General features: G+C 57.7%; 14 protein-coding genes and 2 tRNA genes. 4 read left to right on the top strand and 12 right to left on the bottom strand.

Features of this window, described 5'->3' with window-relative positions; genetic code table 11:
• Position 1: 1 nt before the first annotated feature.
• Together VZC39_RS16465 and VZC39_RS16460 are read left to right on the top strand one after the other, a co-directional pair.
• The gene (locus VZC39_RS16465) at positions 2 to 1,294 is read left to right on the top strand and encodes a rhodanese-like domain-containing protein (RefSeq protein WP_349919370.1); all 1,293 of its coding nucleotides are present in this window, start codon (positions 2 to 4) and stop codon (positions 1,292 to 1,294) included.
• A gap of 142 nt (positions 1,295 to 1,436) precedes the next feature.
• The gene (locus VZC39_RS16460; RefSeq protein WP_349919369.1) at positions 1,437 to 1,709 is read left to right on the top strand and encodes a YgdI/YgdR family lipoprotein; all 273 of its coding nucleotides are present in this window, start codon (positions 1,437 to 1,439) and stop codon (positions 1,707 to 1,709) included.
• 114 nt (positions 1,710 to 1,823) lie between these two features.
• Here the strand turns inward: VZC39_RS16460 and VZC39_RS16455 are convergent, their stop codons facing one another.
• The 9 genes from VZC39_RS16455 to VZC39_RS16415 all read right to left on the bottom strand — a co-directional run bounded on the left by VZC39_RS16455 (position 1,824) and on the right by VZC39_RS16415 (position 17,289).
• A complete protein-coding gene (locus tag VZC39_RS16455) occupies positions 1,824 to 3,911 on the bottom strand; it encodes a YjbH domain-containing protein (RefSeq protein ID WP_349919367.1) in 2,088 nt (695 codons plus the stop codon).
• On the bottom strand, positions 3,911 to 4,660 hold the full coding sequence (locus VZC39_RS16450; protein ID WP_349919366.1) for a capsule biosynthesis GfcC family protein: 750 nt from the start codon (positions 4,658 to 4,660) through the stop codon (positions 3,911 to 3,913). Before VZC39_RS16450 ends, VZC39_RS16455 begins: the two co-directional genes overlap by 1 nt.
• Complete coding sequence (locus VZC39_RS16445) at positions 4,657 to 5,301, bottom strand: YjbF family lipoprotein (protein WP_349919364.1); 645 nt, start codon at positions 5,299 to 5,301, stop codon at positions 4,657 to 4,659. Before VZC39_RS16445 ends, VZC39_RS16450 begins: the two co-directional genes overlap by 4 nt.
• Positions 5,302 to 5,367: 66 nt before the next feature.
• Entirely contained in the window at positions 5,368 to 5,616 is a 249-nt protein-coding gene (locus VZC39_RS16440; RefSeq protein WP_349919362.1) for a hypothetical protein, read from the bottom strand.
• A 108-nt stretch (positions 5,617 to 5,724) separates the two neighbouring features.
• A complete protein-coding gene (locus tag VZC39_RS16435; protein ID WP_349919361.1) occupies positions 5,725 to 6,684 on the bottom strand; it encodes a Wzz/FepE/Etk N-terminal domain-containing protein in 960 nt (319 codons plus the stop codon).
• A gap of 47 nt (positions 6,685 to 6,731) precedes the next feature.
• Positions 6,732 to 9,350, bottom strand: a complete 2,619-nt coding sequence (locus tag VZC39_RS16430; RefSeq protein WP_349919359.1) for an SLBB domain-containing protein — start codon at positions 9,348 to 9,350, stop codon at positions 6,732 to 6,734.
• Positions 9,351 to 11,103: 1,753 nt separating this feature from the next.
• Positions 11,104 to 12,144 (bottom strand): IS481-like element ISAs19 family transposase, encoded by a 1,041-nt coding sequence (locus VZC39_RS16425; RefSeq protein WP_042864152.1) that lies wholly within the window; start codon positions 12,142 to 12,144, stop codon positions 11,104 to 11,106.
• Positions 12,145 to 12,351: 207 nt separating this feature from the next.
• Positions 12,352 to 15,915 (bottom strand): ATP-binding cassette domain-containing protein, encoded by a 3,564-nt coding sequence (locus tag VZC39_RS16420; protein ID WP_434663929.1) that lies wholly within the window; start codon positions 15,913 to 15,915, stop codon positions 12,352 to 12,354.
• Between the two features lie 96 nt (positions 15,916 to 16,011).
• Positions 16,012 to 17,289: an alpha/beta hydrolase gene (locus tag VZC39_RS16415; protein ID WP_349919356.1), complete on the bottom strand. Its 1,278-nt coding sequence runs from the start codon at positions 17,287 to 17,289 to the stop codon at positions 16,012 to 16,014.
• Positions 17,290 to 17,839: 550 nt separating this feature from the next.
• Here VZC39_RS16415 and VZC39_RS16410 point away from each other — a divergent pair.
• Positions 17,840 to 18,061, top strand: coding sequence for a hypothetical protein (locus tag VZC39_RS16410; RefSeq protein ID WP_349919355.1), 222 nt, complete (start codon positions 17,840 to 17,842; stop codon positions 18,059 to 18,061).
• Positions 18,062 to 18,124: 63 nt separating this feature from the next.
• On the opposite strand, the gene VZC39_RS16405 is transcribed toward VZC39_RS16410, so the two are convergent.
• The 3 genes from VZC39_RS16405 to VZC39_RS16395 all read right to left on the bottom strand — a co-directional run bounded on the left by VZC39_RS16405 (position 18,125) and on the right by VZC39_RS16395 (position 20,706).
• A tRNA-Asn gene (locus VZC39_RS16405) sits at positions 18,125 to 18,200 on the bottom strand.
• A 5-nt stretch (positions 18,201 to 18,205) separates the two neighbouring features.
• A tRNA-Phe gene (locus tag VZC39_RS16400) sits at positions 18,206 to 18,281 on the bottom strand.
• Between the two features lie 193 nt (positions 18,282 to 18,474).
• On the bottom strand, positions 18,475 to 20,706 hold the full coding sequence (locus VZC39_RS16395) for an immune inhibitor A domain-containing protein (RefSeq protein ID WP_434663928.1): 2,232 nt from the start codon (positions 20,704 to 20,706) through the stop codon (positions 18,475 to 18,477).
• A 477-nt stretch (positions 20,707 to 21,183) separates the two neighbouring features.
• On the opposite strand from VZC39_RS16395, the gene rraB reads away from it, so the two are divergent.
• Positions 21,184 to 21,519: a ribonuclease E inhibitor RraB gene (rraB, locus tag VZC39_RS16390; RefSeq protein WP_349922543.1), complete on the top strand. Its 336-nt coding sequence runs from the start codon at positions 21,184 to 21,186 to the stop codon at positions 21,517 to 21,519.
• The last annotated feature ends 108 nt before the right edge of the window (positions 21,520 to 21,627 follow it).

Here is a 21,627-nt window from a genome sequence, read left to right as displayed (position 1 = left end):
CATGAAACGAGTAATGACGCTGTTGCGGGCTGCTCTGGCCACCCTGTCGCTGTGGAGTGCTTTGCCGGCGCTGGCCGCTGAATTGCCCCTTCTCTCCGTGGCCGATGCCACGGCCAAGGGGACGGTTATCCTGGATACCCGTCCGAGCTATCTCTATCAGGGCTGGCCGATGGCGGATGAGCAGCAGGGTGGTCATGTGGCGGGGGCGGAAAACCTCTCCGCCGAATGGAAATACAGTGACGAGGAGTGGGTGAAGGCGCTCAAGGACAAGGGGTTGTCGGCGGACAAGCCGGTGGCGCTCTACGGGGAATCCCGCGGTGTGGCCGAGGTGGCCCGCCTGCTGCGCCAGCAGGGCATCAAGCAGCTGTTCGAGCTGCAGGACTGGAAGAGCGCCCCGCGTGAGCACCTGGCCCGCTGGCAGCAGCTGGTCCATCCCCTCTGGCTGGCGGACCTGCAAGCCGGCAAACCGGTGGTGGCTGCACCCAAGGGAGACTGGAAGCTGTTCGAAGTGGCGTGGGGCGCCCCCAAGGCCTATCTGCTGAGCCATATCCCGGGGGCGGGTTACATCGACACCAATAGCCTCGAAGAGGAGCCGCTCTGGAACAAGGTCTCTGACGAGGCGCTCAAGAAGCTGCTGCTGGAGAACGGCATCCGCCACGACACCACCGTCATCCTCTATGGTCGCAACACCATGGCGGCGGCCCGTGCCGCCCACCTGATGATGTATGCGGGGGTGGAGGACGTGCGCCTGCTGGATGGCGGCCTCGACGCCTGGTTCATGCAGCACCTGCGCACCGAAACCGGTCTGGCCAACACCTTCAAGCCGGCCAAGGATTTCGGCGTGACCATACCGGCTCACCCGGAATACCTCACCTCCCTGGACCAGGCCAAGGCGCTGCTCAAGCAGCCGGATGGCGCCTTGGTCAGCGTACGCACCTGGGACGAGTTCGTCGGCAAGACATCCGGCTATAGCTACATCAAGCCCAAGGGTGACATTCCCGGCGCCAAGTGGGGTCGGGGTGGCGTGGATGCCAACAGCATGAGCGACTTCCACAACCCGGATGGCACCATGAAGCCCGCCCGCGAGATCCTCGCCATGTGGGATGAGTGGGACATCGAACCGACCCAGCAGGCCGCCTTCTATTGCGGTACCGGCTGGCGCGCCTCCGAGGCCTTCTTCTACGCCTGGCTGATGGACTGGAAGCGGATCAGCGTCTACGACGGCGGCTGGTACGAGTGGAGCATGGATCCCAAGAATCCCACCATCACCGGCGAGCGTCAGCCCAACAGCTGACGACCCCCGTTGCCCGAGTGAAAAGGCTGGACGGATGTCCGGCCTTTTTTGTTTTTACGTGTCTTTTGTGCTGTTTTTAAGATGCTGAACAGTGAAGTAAACAGGTATTTCCGATGAACATGGTGAGCTTATTCGGGAGGGCATGACTGAGCTAGGCTTCAAGCAGCATCCTCGTTCCGAGGATGGCGAGGGAGAAGAGGCGAAGATGAAACGACTGATGACGATCCTGGTGTGCACGCTGGCCCTGGCGGGGTGCAGCTCCCAATACATCATGAGCACCAAGGACGGACGCATGATAGCCACCGACAGCAAACCCAAGCTGGATGACAGCACCGGCATGTACCGCTACTACGACGAAGAGGGCCGGGAGATGCTGATCAAGAAAGACGACGTGACGCAAATCATGGAGCGCTGAGGGAACTGGAGCGAAGAAAGGGGAGATAAATCGAACGACATATGTATAAACCGGAAATAAAAAAAGCACCTTCAATGAAGGTGCTTTTTATCCGAAGGACAGTACCTATTTAGATCAGAATGAGGCCACGCTGGTCTGGTCGTAGAGGCCGAACTTCCTCGACAACATCTGGCCGCCGTCCCGGGTCAGGGGAACCCAGCTGATGTTGGCGCTGTCGATGGTGGACTTGAACATCATCAGGTCGAATGGGATGGTGATGTAGAGGCCCTTGGTAAAGCTACCTTCGCCGTACTCCTCTGCCGACACATTGGTGAAGGTGGCAAAGAAACCGGCGCTGACCCCTGAATCAAATGTTTTGGCGAAGTTGAAAGTAGCGCCATAGTCCCCCGCGAGGTAGCGACCCACCGAGATCTGGGCGGTTACCTTGTCCAGAAACTCTGGTTGCCAATAGGTGGTAACATGGCCCGTAGCCACTTGGTAATCTGCAAGCTGGAGGGTGTTTTCCCAATCCCGTTGCCTCACCAGATTGACGTCCGCCCCTATGGCCCAAGACTGGTTGAAGGGACGATACAAGGCTTCTCCACCCACCCCGGCGTACATCATCTCCAGATAACCGCCATAAGCCTGGGCGTACCAAGCCTCACCATACTTGTCCATGTGGGTGAGCTGCAGGTTGTTGAGCAGCACATCCGACGATGTGACGTACTCCCGCACCCAGGTTCGGACCCGGGGAAGGGCCTCTCCATCGGGCGGCGGCTCGGTGTAATTGAACTTGTCATAGTTGTTGACGAGGTTTAAGAATACTGTGCTGCTCACCCAGTCGTGCTCGGTCATGTGCCAGTCGGTGTTGGCATTCAACCCGAGCTGGTACATGTAGAAACTTTCGGCTCCCCCGATGGACTGACTCAGCTTGGGCACAATCTTGAAATCCCATGAGCGGGGTTCGGCCCCATGGCGCCGAGTTCCTTCGACGGGGGCCGGTGGCTGGCGGCTGACCTCGATCTCTTGTGTCTGGCCTAGAGGGAGATCGCTGTTGGCACGACGCACGGAGTCGAGATCGACTCGGCTCTCCTGCAGGGGCATTCCCTGCTTCTGCTCGATGATGCGCAGCTCTTTCACCGTGGAAGGCAGGGCATTGACGGCCAGCAGGGTGGCTCGCTGCTCGCTCTGGGCCTGATCCCTGTATCGGGTCTGCTCTGCTTCCAGCGTCAGGGTCTCCTTATCACTGTAGAGTGAGGCCTGTTGCCAGCCCCCATTGCTGGCTAGCTGGGAAGAGAGCGTCGACCAGTCGACCTGCTCCAGGGAGTCGACCTGGCTGGTCTGATAGGCAGGAACGGGGGGATCCATGACCTTGGGCAGCGACAGAGAGGAATCGTTGAAGTTGGTATGCCATGTCACCCCCCACATCAGGGTATTGCCGCGCTGATAGCTGAGGTGCATGTCGAACACATCGTAGGGCTGGTAGACGATGCCCGCATTGATGGGGGTGCTCTGAACGATGGCCCCCGCCGACTCGTGACTGTAGTCGTTGCCCTCGTATTCGAGCTTGAGCCTGAGGGGCTGCCAGGGGGTCTGGTACTCTATCCCTCCATAGAGGGCCGCCGGGCCATGGAACAGGCTGCCGAATTCAAACTTGCCGCCGCTGCCCGAGAAGCCGTCATCACGCTGACACCAGCCTTCACGGACTTCACAGAAGGGATTCTTGATGTTGCCGCTCTGACCCATGTTTCCCCACGCCATTCCCAGGGTGAAATCAAGGTTCTTGTAGCGTTTGCTGGCGACGATGTATTCGCTGTCAAAGAGCCCGGTCCCCATCACATCGCGCAGTCCCACAGAGACCTGTGGGCGCCAGGTGGACTCATCCCATAGCCTGGCTTTGACATCCAGTCCCTTGTCCTTGTAGGTCTGATCCCCGCTGAAATTCTCGTCATTGCTATAGAGCCGGGTGCGAATGTCGGTGTATCTCAGGGTGGCCTCCAGCCAGGCGAATGGCTGCATGGAGATGGACCAGCGCCGGTATTCCTGGTCATCCATGTAGTTGAATGAAAACTCGCCTTCGGGCGCCATGCGTGCCGTCGGCATCTGGAGCAGACCTACGCCACCAAAATCACTCTGGGTGGGGAAAGTTGGCGAGAAGCTGTCCGTGTTGGCAAACGCGAAGGGTGAGACAAGCAGCGAGAGAGTGGCGATTCTGGTCAGCATTACTCGGGTATCCGATTAGCAATCATGTCGGCAATACGGAGATTGATGTTTTTGAATTTGGCAGGAAGCAGCTCAGGGTCGAAGCCGGCAAATAATGTTGCACCCGGCATGGGCTCGATATGGTATTCGTTCCACACCGCGACGGGGGACAACTGGACGCGGCCATCCGGCTGAATGAGATAGACCTCTCCAGGGTTGGCGCCGGGTAGCAGACTGTGGCCCTGCCAATATTCAGCCAGCCCCTTGGCTGGTTCATGGGGCATGGACCTGCGACTGTTGATCAATCCCAGCAGGTAGAGGCTGGATGGCCTGCGAGAGAGATAGAGAGAATAGTCGCCAGACAGACGAGGGTCGTTTGCAGGCTCCACTCTGCTGAGATCCGGATCCAGCTTGATGTCAATCCGGCCGGCCACATCGAGCTGATCCAGCTCGCGCAGCAGTTGCTGGGTGGCCTGAACCAGACCTCCCTGATGCGCTCTCATCCAGAGAACCTGGAGGGCTTTCAGATCGCTGAGCAGCTGTTCTTTGGCTTGCTGTGCAGACTTATCTTGGGCGGGGGAGGAGATGATGGCGGCAGGCCAGTAGGTGTCACCGGGCAAGCCGGGCGCATTCAACAGTTGTTCCAGGCGCTGGCTATCGGAGAGGGAAATGGTGGTTTTGCTGGCATTGCCGATGATCACCCGGGTGACGCTGTCGGCATAAAGCCATGGCGTATAGCCAATCAAGAGTGAAAATATGATTTTTTTCATGGCAAATAGGGCTTGGTAAAGACCATTTCGATGGTGTTATTGTCAGGGCCTAACTTCTGAATAGTTTTTCTGACCACACCGGATGTTTTGTCCAACCAGTAATAATTAGTCCACACTTGGTCATCTTTTATTGATTGCACAGTTTCTTCATAGTGAGAGGTTAGAATTATATTTCCATTTATATCCAGATTTTCATCGGCCAGCTGTTTTAAGGTGGTGTTGAGGTTTCTTCCGCTGTGGCGAAGTTGCACCCATTCGGCCAGATAACTGAATTGGGCATCGCCGGGAATGACGGCCTGACTCAAGGGATCCGGCATGGTGGCGGCGAAGTAGCGAAGATCATTATCCAGCTTGAGCGTTTTGGTAATTCGACCATGCTCGGTCACTATCAAGCCTCTGTCGCTGCTGATCCAGGAGAGGCGATCCCCCTCGGCAAAGGCGAGCACGAGCAATACAGTTGGTCTGTCGTCAACGGTGAGCAATGCACTGGCATAGGGCAGCTTTTCGATGGCTTCCGGGGTAATTGTTATCTCATCATCTGCAGTGAAGATATATTTGAGCTGTTGATAGCTATCAACGTTGCTGTCTGCACAGCCAAACAACAACATTGATAGCAATAAAAGAATGCACTTGATTAGCATGAAAACATCACTGAATAAATAGAAGAATAATAAAGACTGCCCTGAGGCAGTCTTTATTTCATTATATCAACGAGCTGTGCTGGTCACAGTCGAGGGGTTGTCGTTGTCGTTGTTGCTGCTGGCAACGGCAACGGCAACACCGATGGCAGCAGCAGTGGCTACGCCAACGGCCAGGGCACCAGCGGTGATGCCACCGACAGCAGCAGCGCTAGCAGCACCGGCACCGGCAGCAGCGCCACCAGTGCTGGCGCCAGCGCCAGCTGCGACTGCTTCTGCAGCCATGGCCGGGCTGGACAGGGCCAGCAGTGCAGTCATAATCAAAACACTCTTTTGCATATATTTCCCTTATAAAATAAGAATAATAGACAATTGTCTTACTCTATCATGATGGCAAGCCATCATCTTCTGGTAAATTTGCATCCATTATTTTTTGTCATGACGAAATGCAAATCTAACCAAAATTATCATCACCCCCAGCATGCCCCCCAAGAGGGCACCCAATACGACGATGAGTGCACGTTTTGGCTTTATTTTCTCTTCAGCGACAACGGCAGGGTCAAGCACTTTAAAAACATATTCCTGATTGACTTCGGCGAGCATCAAGGTCTTGGTCTGTTCTTCTATCAGTTGATAAAATACTTTCTGCATATCGGCAACGGAAGTCTTGGAGAGTTGTTCGGTCAAATAGGCGATATTGCGTTTTGACTCCTCCTGATCCCGCTGTTTCATGGTGCTGTTGAGATCGTCGATCAACCAGTCCACCCACTGTTTTGCCAGTTGTGGGGAATAGAAGTCGACACTGACGGTCAGTAGCCCGGTTTTGGGATCGCTGTTGAGATTGACCAAACTCCTGAAAGCTTTGATGAGTTCCCAGTCTGTCGGCTCGGGAGACCTGCCGGGCGGCATCTCGCGGACCCACTTTTGGGCCTGGGTGTCGTAGACCTCGGGGTCGATGAGCAGCTCCCCCGTGGTTTTATCCATGCCGGTGACTGCTATCAGGGGGACAGCCAGCTGGTGACGGCGAATGAAATCACCAAGAAATAACCTTGATTTGCCTACTTCGATTGCTATAGATGCTTTATCTCCACCTTTATCGCCAAGATCGACACCTGCCAGGCTAGCCAGACCACCGAAGCGGGAGGCCAGCGCAGAGAGTCCGCCACCTTGTTGCTCAAGAGAGGGCGTCAGGAGCGCTTCGGCACGATAGATGTTGGGGCTCCACAGTGCGAATGCTACAGCTAGGCAGCTGGCAATCAGGGTTGTGGCAAAGAGCCACCACTTGCCGTGCCACAAAGCTATAACCAGTTCACGCAGATCGATTTCATCGCTTACCGGAGCAAGATCCCTCGGCAAGGGAATGACGTTCGCTTTTTGTGCTTCCATGATGATTTGATGAGTCCTATGGAATATGACAGGACGCGTCCAGCGCGTTATTTGATGGCGGACCAGGCGACGCCCAATTGATACATGATCTGGGTCGCCGAAGACATGATGCTCAGGTTGTCCAGATAGTCGGAATCCACCGGCACAATGATGGTGTCCCCCGGCTCCAGACTCTTGCGCCCGCCAAACCAGCTGTCATTGGGCAGCATCACACTGCCGTTGGCCTTGATGACATAGACGCGATCGGTATCGGCTTGCTTCTTGGTACCACCGGCCAGGCTGATGTACTCGTTGATGCTGGTTTCTTCTTTGTAGATATGGGAAGAGGGGAACTGCACCATGCCCGCGATGGAAACCACATTCTGCATGGTCGGGATATAGAGCTTGTCGCCATCTTCCAGCAAGATGTCCGACTGTTTCTCTCCAGCCAGTAGGGCCGGCATGTCGATGGTCATGCGTCCGATGGCCTTGCTGTTCTCCAGTTGGTTGACCACAGTCATGGCTTCGGCTGGAGAGCTGCTGTAGTTGGCAATGGTGCTTTGTCTGCGCAACGTCATGGTCGAGATCTCTTGACGAAGTTCATCACGCAGCATCACCAGCCGCTCTTCTTCCTGCTTGCGCAAAGCCTTGCGGGCGAAGATGGCTCCGTTGGGATTGGCGTAGGTCGTGATGCCTCCCACGCGCTCAATCAGATCGTGCAGGCTCTCCCCTCGGCGTACAGTGTAAGTACCCGGGAATTTCACTTCACCGAAGACCTGGACGGTTGCTTCTTCTCGCCATTGGGGGTGGGGCAGGACGTTGATGTTGTCCTTGGACTGCAGCAGCGGTGAACCATACGGGCTATTGGCTGTGTCTAGAGATAATCGTTCGTTTTGTACCAGGATACTGTCGCCTCGTTCATTGACGCGGGACAGTTCGACAACGTTGGCTTGCTCATTAAAACCACCGGCAGCAAGGATTGCGTCGGACATACGGCTATTATCGGTCAGTGGATAGAGGCCCGGGTATTTCACTTCGCCACGTATTTCCATGATCTTCACCGGCTGGCCCAGGGTGGACTGCGCCTTCAAGCGCTCTATAACGGGAGCCAGAAGTGTTTGGCGCGAATCCGCCACCACAGCATCTGTGGCCGTCTTGTCGGACAGGGAGGAAAGCTTGAGTTGGTTGTCGCCGTTGAGTTCGTCATTTTTGACATCGGCCCCGGTGGATACATCGGTCCTCATCATGGCGGCATTGTTCAGCTCTCGTGATTTAGCCTTGAGATCCGTCACTCTCGTCGAGGTCGCAGCCACCTCTCTGAGGCGGTCAGTGGCATCATTACGGAACACGAGTACCTGATCCCTGGCCTGGAGTACCACATCGTCCTTACTGCCTGGATGCTGCAATGCATTACCCAGGTTGAACTGAAGCACATTGATATTGCGCTGGGAGTCTACTTCCCGAACGACCAGGGCATAACTCAGATCTGTTGCGGAGATAAGGTCCCGCTGAATACTTTTGAGTATGTTGCTGATGCGGGTACCTGGGGTGTAACTGTAGACGCCATCACGGACCACAGCCCCTTTGACGACGATAGCTTGACTGTATTCGGTGCTACTCGGTTTGACCGAAATCTTGTCGCCGTCCCGGATGCTGAACAGACGGTCATGGGCATTGGCCAGCGTCAGGTTGAATACCTTCAGGCCGGTGTCTGTATGACGTTCTACCGAAATCTCCTGCAAGGCGGAGGCCTTTACGCCACCGGCTAAGGTGAGCACGTCTGCAAGCGGCGCCGAATTTCTCAATTCGTAGATGGCGGGGCGCTTGACCAGCCCGCTGATGGACACTTCACTGCCTTTGGCAGGGACGAAGACGGTATCCCCCGCCTGCAGACGAATATCCTGGCTGGTATCTCCCCAGACCAGCATCTTGTACAGATCCACATCGATGACTTTTTGCCCGGCCCGCTTGACCTGGAGCTTGCGCAGGGAGCCGACGGTATCGATACCACCCGCCGCCTGCAAGACCTGGGTGACGGTCGCCATGCCACTGACGTTGTAAGCACCGGGACGATAAGCATCCCCCATCACAAATACCTGCATGGTACGCATGGAACCAAAGCTGATGAAGGAATTGACGCCTATCATCTGCTCCTTGATCCGGACTTCAAGGTCGCTTCTGAATTGTTGGAAAGTCAATCCACTGGCTGAAATAGGACCCAGGCTGGGAAAGTCGATATATCCTTCACGACCGATGCTCAAATCATAAACTGCATTCTCCTTGCCATAAAGCTGCACGTGGATTTCATCACCTGGTCCAAGGACATAGTCATCAGAAACGGGCATGTCGGTCACAGGAGCATCGAGGATGGGTTCTCCAGCGAACACATTGTAACCAAATGGTTGGAGTTCCCCTGGCTGGGCCACCCCTGCAATCAGCGGGCGTTGGGATACCTGGCTATAGTCAACTTCCCGTGGCGCCGCCACCGGTGTTGACGGGGTGACAAGAGTCATGGCGCTGGCATTCTGGAACTGGTCGACAGAAATACCGTATTTCTTTGCCAGAGCTTGCTGCTGATCCGCGGGCAGTCGCTTGAACTGTTCCATCATTTGCGGGCTGATATCTGGTGCAGCGATAGCGCTCAGCGTCACTGCTGAGATCATCCAGGGGATTAGTATAAATTTCATTTAAAGAAAGCCTTGATAAATGTTTTATAGCGATAAAAGTTAAAGTTATTCAGTCTTATTTGGATTTGTTATATAAAATAGTGCGGTTTTAATATGTTGGAAGACATTCCAATGGTGCCATTATGAATGTCAGTTGTGCTGATAGTTTTTATATAGAATTCATGCAGCTAAAAACTGCTATCATAAAAACACTAACGACTCATTAGTTCTATTTAAAACAGACAATGATTGCTGTTTCACCAAGCCTACTTTCAGTCTACCGGTTTAGCTTTGCATGGCACCAGCGTCAATGCCGCTGCTGTGTTAGTGGAAGAATATGGCTGCGCCACGAGTTGCGCTCCAAGCTCGGCCAATTCATTGCGTTTTTAGAAAGTCCATTAGAAGCAGACGAATGAGATAAATGATCCATTTGAATGTTTCAGCACGGAATTAAGAGAGCGTTAGATAGCTAGCGACTACAGTGATGACTGGTAGCGATTGATGTTCTTCGTGAGGCGTTCAGGCTCAAAGGGCTATGTATCGATAACCAAAACAGAACTGTAGACGCACCATGCTAAAGAACGGAACCGCACGAACAAGTTACTGACCTTCTCAATTCATGTACCTAATAAACCGAACAGCGGTATTACAGCCATTCAATGCTTAAGAGTTGCAGGGCTATAGATTCTATTGGAGATTTCACCTGCAAACTCTGCACTCCTCTGAACAGGCCATCACCTATACGAACTGTTCCAACATCTGAAAGGAATAGTGCCTTGTTAGCTGAAAAAACGCTCCTAATGGAAGGTTACCTAGTATGAATTGGTGGATTGGATCGCCACGTGGAACACAACAATCAAATCCAACGGGTACATCTGGGGCATCATTGAATCATCGAGGGAGTCATTCTGACAGCATGTTCAAGAAGGGACGGGAAAAAATATTGAGAAAGCCATCAATTAAAGTGGTGTAAAATAGACAGAGGTCTGAGCAGGAAGCAGCATCAATTGATAATTATCTCTATAAATTCATAGCTACCGCACCCTGGATGATTTTCACAAGGGATGTAACGAGAGTACGCATCTTGCGACGCCAAGTGTCGCAGTTTACTTCATTCTCTCACAAGTTTACTGATGTTTTTAGCAATTGCGTTGTCATTTGAATTCAGGAACGGAATCTATCAAAAGTGTATTTTTTTGCAACAAAAATCACATTCGGGTGATCCTTAGGCATTTTGTTTATAAAAGTAAGATTTCTTCTACAAAAAACAATTGAAAAACAAATTATCTTGATTGTTGTTTCTCAGTTGTATTCCAAATGTTTCCTTTTTGTGTATTTTTTTTGATTTTTTTGGGGTGTTGACTTTCTTGTGATCTAGGTTCTCATGCTGTGGGTTTGATTGGGTCCACATTGCGTTTGGTTTGGAAGCTGAGAATTTTTTGACAGTATTTAAATATGAATATTGAATGTATATATACTGTATGTGATTGCAACATCTAGAGATGTAAATCTTATAGCAAAAATATCATTCCCATAAAGATATATGTTGTTTTTTGTCATTATAAAATGATCTGGATGATAAATAATGAAGTGAAGATGAATATGACAAGGTATTGGATTTCTTGCTCTCCATATTTATTTTTACAATTTGTGACAATATGGCTAATTTTATTTAATAGTGTAATAGAAACATATTTTTAGCTTCTTCAGCATTGAAGCCTTGTCTGTACAGATCTAGTTATCACCTGACACCGGCCTCAAACCGGTGTCTTGTTTACGCTACTTTAGTGCGCACTTCCTTCGGTATCAATTTCAGACCCTTTTTGAACATGCTGTAGGGGGTTTGACCCTCCATCATCCTGCCCTGATGTGGCCGCTGGGTGTTGTAGTGCTCCAGGTAGCTGTCCAGGTCTGTCTGCATCTGCTCTACCGACTCATACCAGGTTGTCCTCCCCTTGATACGGAAGTGTTCATCCAGCAGGGTACGATGTAGCCGCTCGATAAAGCCGTTGCTCTGCGGTCTGCGTACCTTGGTGGTCCGGTGCTCAATCCCCTCCAGTTGCAGGAACAGCTCGTAGGGATGATGGTCAGGGCGCCCACAGAACTCGCGCCCGTTGTCCGACAAGATGGTATAGACCCGCGCCTCGTGAGCCTCGAAGAACGGCAGGACCGTTTCGTTGAGCACATGAACCGAGGTCACCGGCAGCTTGCTGGTGTAGAGCCGTCCCCAGGCGTGGCGGCTGTAGCAGTCCAGCACGGTTTGCAGATACACCTTGCCTACCCCCTTGAGTGCGCCGACGAAGAAGGTGTCGACCGCCACCAGTTCCCCGGTGTAGTGAACCTCAATTTGGCGTTCGCGAAACTCGGGGCTGAAGCGCTCGAGCAGGCGGATCTGCTCGTCATTGAGCTCAATCGTCTGTTCCCTATGGGTTTTCTCGAGGCGCAACAAGCGGTCATGCTTGGAGAGCAAGTCGTGACGTTGCCACACGCCGCGCACACCGCCCGCACTGACGTTGATGCCTTGCAGAGCCAGTTCTTGCGCGACCCGCAGCGGGCCATGGGTTGGTCTGGTGAGAGAGTAATCGAGGATGGCTTGCTCAATCTCGGGAGCGACCCGGTTGGGATGAGCGCCTTTACAGCCGGGGAGTTTGTCGAGCAAGCCCTCGGCGCCATAGGTCTGGTAGTTACGGCGAATCTCGTAGAACTGCTGGCGGCTGTAGCCGATGAGCTTGCAGGCTTTGCTGACGTTATTGAGCTCTTTGGCGAGCTCTAGCAGGCTGAGTTTACGACGTGCTACTTTCTCGTTGGTGGTCATACGGTGACTCCGGATAACACGGTAGGGGTACCGTTTTGTTATCCGGTTTGAAGCCGTATGACCACTCCCTTTTGTGGGCAACTGTCAGGTGAATACAATCTCCATACACCTTGTCCTTGAGGGGCGGAGGCCAATCATTTAGGACACGACACTGGGAAATGCAAAAAGGGCAGCCCGCGGGCTGCCTTTTTTGCATGGTGATGGGAGTTAGATGTCTATCTGCGCCACCTGGCGATTAACCTGGCCGGCGAACAGCTGGTGGAAGCGGGAGCCCGGGTTTGCGAGCAGGCTGACCGGCGCCCCCTGTTCCACCACTGTCCCCGCCTCCATCACCACCACCTTGTCGACCGACAGCAGGGGTTCCAGGTGGTGAGCGATGACCAGATAGCTCGCCTCCGGCCGGTAGCGATAGAGCAGCTCCGCCATCTTGCGCATGCCGATGTGATCGAGATCCGAGGTGGCCTCGTCCAGCACGATGAGCGGGCGGCGGGACAGCAGGATGCGGGCGATGACCAGCAGCTGGGTCTCGCCGGCGGAGAGCTGCAACTTGTCGAGATCCTCGTCCAGCCGATCGGCGCAGCGCTCGGCGAGGCCCACCCGGGTCAGCGCCTGCTTCAGGGCCTCGTCGTCCTGCTCGGTCAGCGGCGCCAGGTTGGCACGCAAGGTGCCGAAGAAGGTGAGGGGGATCTGGGAGACGGTGTCGTAAAGATCTCGCACCGCCTCGGGGGCCAGCGCCGAGAGCGGCTGATCGCCGTAATAGATCTCTCCCTGGGCGTTGGGGTACATGGCCTGCATGACCCCGAGCAGCGAGCTCTTGCCGGCGCCGGTGCGCCCGCACACCCCGACCTTCTCGCCGGGGGCCAGTACGAAACTGACCTTGTGCAGGGCCCACTGACTGGCACCGGGATAGCGCAGCCCCAGGTTGTCGAAGCGCACGGCCGGATGGGAGGTGGCGAGAGTCTCCCCTGTCTGGCGCTCGCTCTCTATCTCGCTGTATTCCCGCACCCGCTCCACCGCGTTCATCACCTGCTCCACCTCGGCGAAGTTGCGGATGAGGGAGTTGAGCATGGCGGAGGCGGTGAAGGCGTAGGTAATGGCCACGGCTCCCAGCAGGGAGCTGCTGCTGAAGGCCACCATCAGTGCCACGGCCCCCACCAGGGCGGCGGAAAGCAGGGTCTGGTACATGCCGAGCCAGCGGTTGATGGAGGTGGTGGTGTACCAGCTGCGCAGGTTGTTGTCATAGTGCAGCAGCACCTGATTCAGGGCGAAGCGCTCGGCCCCGGCCAGGCGCAGGGCGGGGGCGCCGCGAATGGTCTCGCTGATGCTGATGTAGAGCGGGGAGCGCAGTACCGATGACTGGCGCCGCAGCTTGAGCTGTACCGCCCGGTAGCGGCGTTGCAGCACATAGAGCGCCCAGCCCACCAGGGGGGCGATGAGCAGCAGCAGGGGCATGTTGATGCCAATGACCACCACCTGCAACAGCACCGAGATCAACATGGCGAACAGCCCCATCAGCATGGAGAGCAGTACCTCCTGGGCTTCCCCCAGATCCCGGTCGAAGCGGTTGAGGATGCGCCCCTGGGGCACCTTGTCGAAGAAGGCCATGGGGGCGCGGCTGATGCGCCCCAGCATGCCGTCGAACAGGGTCCAGGCCAGCTTGAGACCGAGTTTGTAGTTGATGACCCGGACCACCATGATGAAGACGAGGGAGCCGGCCCCCAAGAGCACATAGATGCCGAGCAGTGAGCCGACGTCGCTCACTTCGGATTTGCCACCGAGCCAGAGATCCGAGGCGATGCGCAGCCCCTCCTGGCCCAGGGTGAGCAGCAGGGCGATCAGGATGGCGCCGGGGGCGGCCAGACGCTGCCACATGAAGCCGAACAGCCCCCAGTCCACCTTGCCCTCCACCACTTTTTCTTCGCTGAACAGCTCAGCCTCTTGCGGGGCCAGCGTCGGGGTGGGTGGCGGGTGCACGGCGAGATCCGCCAGCTGGTGGGCATCGAGCTCCACCAACTGCCCCTGCTCGATGCGGATCACCCGATCGCAGCGGGCCAGCACGTCGGGGTCGTGGCTCACCAGCAGCCGGGTCGGCCCCGGTTTGAAGGCCAGCCCCTGCTCCAGCACCTGGGCCGAGACGATGGGATCCAATGCCGACAGCGGGTTGTCCAGCAGCAGGATGTCGGCCTTGGCATAGAGGGCGCGGGCCAGGGCGACCCGCTGCTGCTGGCCGCCGGAGAGACGGGTGCCGAGTTCCCCCACCAGGGTCTGATCCCCGTGGCTGAGCAGCCCCAGATCGGCGCCGAGGGCACAGGCCCCGAGCACCCACTGGTAGCGTTCCTCATCCCATTGCTGGCCGAACAGGATGTTGTTGCGAATGCTGTCGTTCATCAGCCAGGGCTTGTGGCCCAGATGGGCGACCCGGCCGTGGCGGCGGATGCTGCCCGCAAAGTCGTTGTCAAAACCGGCGACCAGGTGCAGCAGGCAGCTCTTGCCGGCGCCGGTGGCGCCCGTGATCCCCACCAGTTCCCCAGGTGCTATGGCGAGGCTGATGTCTTGCAGCACGGTTTTTTGTTGATGCTGGGCGGTGACCTTGTATAACTGCAGGCTGCCGAGCGGCAGGCTGGGGTCAGTGAGATCCCGGTGCTGCTCCGGGCTGTTCAGAAACTCGCACAGGCGGTTGAAACCGGTGTTGAAGTTGATCAGGGTGCGGATGAGATAGGGCAGACGCATCATGGGGATGCGCAGCACTGCGAACAGGGCGATGGTGGTGAAGACCTGGGGCAGGGTCAGACTCTGGCCCGAGGCGAGATAGGTGGTGAAGGTGGCCAGCGTCACCAGGAGCGGGGTGCTCATCATCAGGAAGCTGTTGATGGCATCGAGCTTGAGCACCCGGCCGAGTACGCCGAGCTCCTGCTGGCGCTTGTCGTTGGCGGCCCGGGTGAAGAAGGCCCCGAGGCCGTTCTGGCGCACCAGCCGCAACTTCTTGATGTACTCCGCCAGGATGCCGTTGCGCTCGTCCTGCCTGCGCTTGAGCTGCTGCTCCTGCTGGTTCATGCGGCGCACCACCCGGGTGGAGACCAGCAGCAGCAGGGCCAGCACGGCGAAGCCCACCAGGCCCGCGCTGCCTACCTGCCACACCAGCAGGGCGATGGTGCCCCCCAGTTGCAGGGCCATGGTGAGCGGCATGGCGGGGTCTGCCAGGATCCAGGTGATGTCCCACACGTCCCGGTTGATGAGGTTTTGCACCCGGCCACCGGCCCTGTCGTCAAAGCTCTTGCCGCCGAGCTTCATCACCTTGGCGAGCAGGGACTCCGCCAGCAGCCGCCGGATGGGCACGTGCATCTTGAGGGCCAGTTGCAGCGAATGCTCCGCCAGCATGCCGGATGCCAGCACCGAGGCGAACAAGGCCAGGGCCAATAGCAGCTTGTGACTCGTATCGGCGCCTGCACCGAGCTGGGTCATGCTGTGGTTGAGCAGCCAGGGGCTGGCCAGGGTCGCCAGCATGCCGAGCAGTTGCAACAGGGTGAGCAGACCGATGCGTCCGCGATAGTGGCGCCAGATGAAGGCGGTGATGGGCCAGGGGCGCACCGGGGCCTTGGCGGTGAGGGCGAGGAAGGCATCGGCCCGCTGGTCGCGCCTGTCTTCCGGCAGCAGGGGATAGAGATCGTCGAGGCTGACCTGAGGCTGGCTCAGCCCCTTGCGCAGCAGGGGACCGGTCCAGTGATAAAAGAGACGGCTTAGCCAGCCGGCCGATATTTCCGGATGTTCCAATGGATGTTCCTTATTATTTTGTGCTGCTTCCAGGGGATGGGGCGGCTTATTGTCCGCCCTCTATCGTTATTGTTGGCAGTGGTTGCCTGCCGGGGCTCAGCGATCCCGATTCAGCCGGATGAGCCTGTCCAGGATCTGCTCGCCGTCGACCCTCAGACCGTTGTGCTCGTACTCGTTGGTGATCCAGGCGCGGCTGTTGCCAAGGCCCTTGAGGGTCTCGCGGCAATAGTCGAACTCCACGTACATGTCCTCGGCGTAGACGGCGCAGGCCACCGGCACGGGGTTGCGGGCAAGCTGCGCCGGGTCGTAGAGGGGACCCCAGTCCGCTTTCTGGGCCAGCAGATGGGCGGCCTCTTTCAAAGGGATGAGCTCGCGGAACTGTTCGAACATCCAGGGGAAGATCATCTCGCCGGTGAAGGCGAAATCCTGGCCGGGGGCCCAGTCGAGGGCCGGGAATTCGCGTCTTACCCGCTCGGCCGCCCAGTCGCTGGCGGCGCCTTTGCAGTAGATGGCCTCGTGCAAAATGGCGAATACCGGGTTGGTGTTGAACGGCTGCATGGCTTGCAGCTGATAGAGGAAGGCGGGGTTGAGCCGCTCGCCGATGAAGGCGTCCTCCAGCAGGTAATAGAGCTCCTCGAAGGCGCCGCTGGCCCCGAGATCCAGTCCCTGTTGCTGCAATTGCGCCACCGTCAGCCGTTGGCCGTTAGGCAGGCGCACGTCGTGGTTGTGCAGGTGCTTCGCCAGCCGGTTCGCCATGGCCTGGGCGTGGGGGAAGCGGGCGAAGAAGGCGCGGTTCTTGTCCGCGACCCGTTGATAGGTGGCGCGATAGACTTCGTCCGCACTGCGGCCGATGGGGGCCACGCCGCCGGTGAGGTAGACCTCGTGCAGGCTCTGGGGGAACAGGGAGAGGTAGGTGAGGCTGCAAAAACCGCCGAAGCTCTGGCCGAGCAGGCTCCAGGGACGGTCCGGGCTGAGCTGCTCGCGGATGAGCTCGGCGTCCCGCACTATGCTGTCGGCGCGAAAATGGCTGAGGTAGTCGGCTTGCTGGCGAGGGTTGAGGTGAGTCAGCCACTCGGCGTGGATGGGGCTGGAGTGGCCCGTGCCACGCTGATCGAGCAGCAGTACCCGAAACTCCTGCAGGGCCCGCTTGATCCAGCCGCCGCTGGCACTGGGGCGCGGTGCGCCAAAGCCCGGGCCCCCTTGCAGGTAGAGCAGCCAGGGCAGGTCATCGTCCAGCCTGTCCTTGCGACAGAGGGTGCGACCAAAGAGAGTGAGGCTCGCCTCGTCATCGGGCTGCTGGTGGTCGAGGGGCACGGTGAAGAAGTGTGGCTCGCAATGGATGCCATCCAGCACGTAATGCAAGGGGCTGCTCATCTGGGATCTCTCTGGGATGAAAACGTCGGCCTCATCATAGCCCTGGCTCGCGATCGGGTCACGCCGGTTTTCTGGATTGTTAACGCATTGCTGATAAGGGGTTAGCATCCATTGGTTTCATCCGGCTCATAGCTGAAAATTTATCCGCCAGGGGCCATTGACGAAGGACCCTGGCCGGTCAAAGATGAGCCGCCTGCCGAGGAGGGCAGGGGATGCGCACCCTGGTGCACCAAAGGATGAGGTGGGCTCGATGAAGCCTAGATGGATAAGGTTCAGGAAGAGAAAGAAACCGACGGATCCCGAAGGGGTGTTGCAGGCTGGATTGCTGATGTTCAGCGCCACCTGTGGGGCCACCTTGCTGCTGGCGGCCTGTAACGGCGGCTAGCCATGAATGTAAAAGGCCCGCTCTCCTGAGCGGGCCTTTTACATGGGCCGCACCTCGCTCGTCATCGCCGGACTAGCCTGAAACCCTTTGTCGGCGCGGGTTTGCGGGATGGGAAGGGGGACTGCTATGGTCAAGAGACGGCTCAGTTCATCGAGGGAGGCGATCATGAATAGTCGTGAAAAAGTATTGGCTCATTTGGCCACCGATCACCGGGTGGCAGGATTGACTGCCGGGGAGGCGCTTGCCGGCATCAGCCACTCGATGAGCTCGCTCCTGCTACAGCAGGATCAGCACTTCTTTCGCAGTCATGCGGATGACCCCTGCCACGAGGTGGCGCGGGCCTGCTCCGCCGGACATGTCTGGCACGGGGACGAGAACCGCTATTAGGGAGGCACGACGAGGATGACGAAATGCGAAAAGGCCCGCTCAGATGAGCGGGCCTTTCAAATTTGGCTCCTCCTACTGGACTTGAACCAGTGACATACGGATTAACAGTCCGCCGTTCTACCGACTGAACTAAGGAGGAATTGTTGGTGCCCAGAGACGGAATCGAACCGCCGACACGGGGATTTTCAATCCCCTGCTCTACCGACTGAGCTATCTGGGCAACGGCGCGCATTAAACCTCTTCTGGACTGAGGTGTCAACCACGGGGTGCAGATTGTGGTGCCGTTCGCTCGATAACCGAACAATCCAGCCTCTTGTGGGGGATTTTTACCCTGGCAGAGAGCCAGAGTGCACGACTTTTCAGCCACTTGTCATGAAAAAGGGGGCCATTGGCCCCCATCGTCTCGATCTGTCTCAGTGGCGGCTGACGATGATGCGACCCGTGCTCATGTCCCTGGCCTGACCGGTGACGCTGATCTTGAGGCCATATTCGGGCAGCAGCCGACCTGCGTCCGGGATCGCCTCGCTCTGATAGCTGCGCGAGTCCTTGAAGACCCGGTTCGGCGTCACCCAGAAGTCTCGCAGCAGGGCACCGCTCGGATGGGTGAGATCGAGAGGACGCTGGAACCCTAAGCTGAAGGTGGCATCGTGGATCTGGTAGCGGGTGCCGGCGACGGCGCCATCGCTCCAGTGCAGGGTGCGCTGATCCCCGTCCACCACCCCGAGGAAACCCTCACCCGGATGCTGGCCGACCCAGTTGTTGCTCTGGCTGTTGTCCACGTACCAGAGCAGCAGGCCCGGCTCGTAGCGCATCAGCTGATCCGCCACGTTGATGTGGGCCAGCCCCTTGTCGACCCCGGCGTGGTTGCGCCACTCGGCGAGATAGTAGTGATCCTTGGCTTCCTTGCCGTTGCTCTGCACGAAACCGGCGAGGGTGAAGGCGCTGCTTCCCTCGGCGCCGTCGCTGAGCAGGGTCTCCCCATCGGCGATGACCTGCAGCTCATCCACGAACAGGCCGTTCTCGGCCACACCCGCATCGCTTTGGTATTGCAGGCTGAGGGTGATGCGCTGGCCGGCCCAGGGGCTCAAGTCAAAGTCGGCATCGGCCCAGCCGCCGGAATCCCCCGTGATGCCGACCCCGAAGCCGACGCCGTTCGGATCGTCGGTGCGGGTCAGGTTGCCCGGGATGGGCTCGCCGTTGACCAGTACCCTGGCGTAGTCGAAGCCCTCCTCAATCTGGTACCAGGCCTTGAAGCTGAGGCTGGCGCTCTGCCTGCCGCTGAGATCCAGCGCGAGGTTCATGCGGTTGTCCAGGTTGTTGCCCTTGCCGCCGTGGTACTGGTACTGGCCGGCGTAGGGGGGATTGAGGGGGATCTGCTTGGGAGGCAGGTTGATGCGCACCACATCGTCGTTGCGCCCCTTGTCGTTGGCCTGATCCAGCATGTAGACGTTGCCGCGACCGTTCAGCTCGTCGACGTGCACGTTGCTGCCGTGCAGCCAGTTGCCGCCGAGGGAGGCCTGCAGATACTCCTTGGCCCAGGCGGAGAAACCGGTGGGCTCGGTGCCGCCGATCACCCCGGCCCAGGAGCCGGATGACATGATGGACCAGGTCGCCACCGGCTCCCCCTTGCCGCTGTACTTGGTGTCGTACTCGTCCGGCAGTCCCAGATCGTGGCCATATTCATGGGCGCAGACTCCTGCCGCCGCGTCGATGGGCTGGATGGTGTAGTCATAGGCAGCATACTGGCCGCCGAAGTTGCCGTTCGGGCTGCTGGTGCCGGGGATGGGGTAGGGGGCGCCGAGATTCCAGCGATGTGCCCAGATGGCATCCTCGCCGAGATCGCCGCCACCCGCCTCTTCCCCCACGCTGGAGTGGAAGATCATCAGGTGGTCGATGAGGCCGTCCGGCTCGTTGCGATTGCCGTTGCCGTTGAGATCGTAACGATCCTCCTGATCAAACTCGGACAGGTCGATGGCCGGATCCCCGGCCACCTGGATCAGAGCCTCCTTCACCAGCTCCCGCACAGCGGTCTCATCCTTGTTGCTGCCGTAGTAGGTGGCGCTCTTCTCGGCGGTATACCAGCCCGCCACCTGGCCGCGCACGCTGTAGCTCTGGCCGGACTGCTGCTCGTAGAACTGGCGCATGGAGATGAACCGCTCGCCGTTAGGGCCCGCATAGCCCTTGGCGGAGAACAGCAGATCGTTGTAGTGGGCCGGGTTGTAGTCCGGGTAGTACATCTTGGTGAGCTCGGGGCTCAGGCTGTTCTTCGGGTAGTCGGGGAAGTCCACCAGGATGGCGAGGATCTTGTCCTTGCGCATCTTGCCTCTGTAGGTCTCCTGCTCGATGGACTTGAGCTGCAGGGTGGGCACCCGATCCCCGGGGCGCGCCGTGCCGTTCAGCCGGATCTTCTTGAGGATGGTCTCCCGCACCTTGCCCTCCTTCTGGGCCAGGCTGCCGCTGCTGCCTGGGTAGGTGCGAGCCTTCTCGCGGTAGTAGCGGGCCAGGGCGGCCTGCTCCTGCTCCGGCGAGGCCAGGGTCGGGATGCGGCCGCTCTTCTTGAGCATCTCCAGTACCTTCACCTCGTCGGCAAGGGGGGCATCAAAGGGGCCGTGGGCCGGGGCGGCCAGGGCGTGGTTTCCAATCATAAGGGTCGAGCTGACAAGCAGGCTCATTATTGTTTTTTTAGGCATTACTATGTGCTCCTTCACATGATCAAAAAGGGAGCCCACGGGGCTCCGCTTTCCTGGCGGGTAGTGATTCACCCGCGTCCCTTGATACCTGCGTGGGGGCGGTTTGTCACTCCGGCGTCGGTGGTTAAAGAGACTGCTTTTTTTACGATCCACTGGGTCCGTGCACCATTGATGGTGTTCATGGTGGCTGGATCTGTTGACGGGGTTTTCAGCGCTGGTTTATTGCGCTGTTTGCGCCTTTTTCCGGCCACCACCATTTGGGAGGGAGGGGGCCCGGCACTTATCTTGGGTTGCCGCATTGAGCCGGCCGGGCTCTACGAGTATGCTTGGCCGCAACTGTGCCCTGGCGGGCGAGTCGCACCCACTGGCGCGGCGCAGCGGCCAGGTGTCGACATCCATCCAAGAGCGTCAGGGGTTTATATGAGTATCAATATGCAGGAGTGGCGCGAAGAGACTACCGCCATCGTCAACGAGCTGCTGGCCGACGGCAGCAATCCGGATGTGGACTACGAGATCGAGCACCACTTCGCCTGCCAGGATTTCGATCTGCTGGAGAAGGCGGCGGTCGACCTGTTCAAGGCTGGCTTCGAGGTGACCGATGCCGAAGAGATGGAGCTGGATGACGGCGCCACCATCTTCTGCTTCGATGCCACCGTCGAACGCAAGCTGGAGATTGAACCCATCCTGGCCGACATCGAGAAGATGCTGCCCATCCTTGAGAAATACGGAGTGGATTACGACGGCTGGGGCACCTACTTCCAGGAGTAAGGCGCGCATCCCAACCTTGTCGGGAAGAGGCTGCCCACTTGCTTGCAAAAGACGGGGCGGATGACGACGGTTGGGGCACCGGCTTGCAGGAGTCAGCGTGTCACTGTC

Source organism: Aeromonas sp. NJAU223 (assembly GCF_051125555.1).
GTDB classification, from domain to species: domain Bacteria; phylum Pseudomonadota; class Gammaproteobacteria; order Enterobacterales; family Aeromonadaceae; genus Aeromonas; species Aeromonas veronii_G.
Note: the sequence above shows the minus strand (reverse complement) of the source record. Positions and strands in the feature narration are given on the sequence as shown.

Coding starts and splice junctions, on each gene's coding strand:
- VZC39_RS16445 (WP_349919364.1), bottom strand. CDS start 5,301: ATGCTAATCAAGTGCATTCTTTTATTGCTATCAATGTTGTTGTTTGGC.
- VZC39_RS16455 (WP_349919367.1), bottom strand. CDS start 3,911: ATGCTGACCAGAATCGCCACTCTCTCGCTGCTTGTCTCACCCTTCGCG.
- VZC39_RS16425 (WP_042864152.1), bottom strand. CDS start 12,144: ATGACCACCAACGAGAAAGTAGCACGTCGTAAACTCAGCCTGCTAGAG.
- VZC39_RS16450 (WP_349919366.1), bottom strand. CDS start 4,660: ATGAAAAAAATCATATTTTCACTCTTGATTGGCTATACGCCATGGCTT.
- VZC39_RS16440 (WP_349919362.1), bottom strand. CDS start 5,616: ATGACTGCACTGCTGGCCCTGTCCAGCCCGGCCATGGCTGCAGAAGCA.
- rraB (WP_349922543.1), top strand. CDS start 21,184: ATGCAGGAGTGGCGCGAAGAGACTACCGCCATCGTCAACGAGCTGCTG.
- VZC39_RS16415 (WP_349919356.1), bottom strand. CDS start 17,289: ATGAGCAGCCCCTTGCATTACGTGCTGGATGGCATCCATTGCGAGCCA.
- VZC39_RS16465 (WP_349919370.1), top strand. CDS start 2: ATGAAACGAGTAATGACGCTGTTGCGGGCTGCTCTGGCCACCCTGTCG.
- VZC39_RS16395 (WP_434663928.1), bottom strand. CDS start 20,706: ATGATTGGAAACCACGCCCTGGCCGCCCCGGCCCACGGCCCCTTTGAT.
- VZC39_RS16430 (WP_349919359.1), bottom strand. CDS start 9,350: ATGAAATTTATACTAATCCCCTGGATGATCTCAGCAGTGACGCTGAGC.
- VZC39_RS16435 (WP_349919361.1), bottom strand. CDS start 6,684: ATGGAAGCACAAAAAGCGAACGTCATTCCCTTGCCGAGGGATCTTGCT.
- VZC39_RS16410 (WP_349919355.1), top strand. CDS start 17,840: ATGAATAGTCGTGAAAAAGTATTGGCTCATTTGGCCACCGATCACCGG.
- VZC39_RS16460 (WP_349919369.1), top strand. CDS start 1,437: ATGACTGAGCTAGGCTTCAAGCAGCATCCTCGTTCCGAGGATGGCGAG.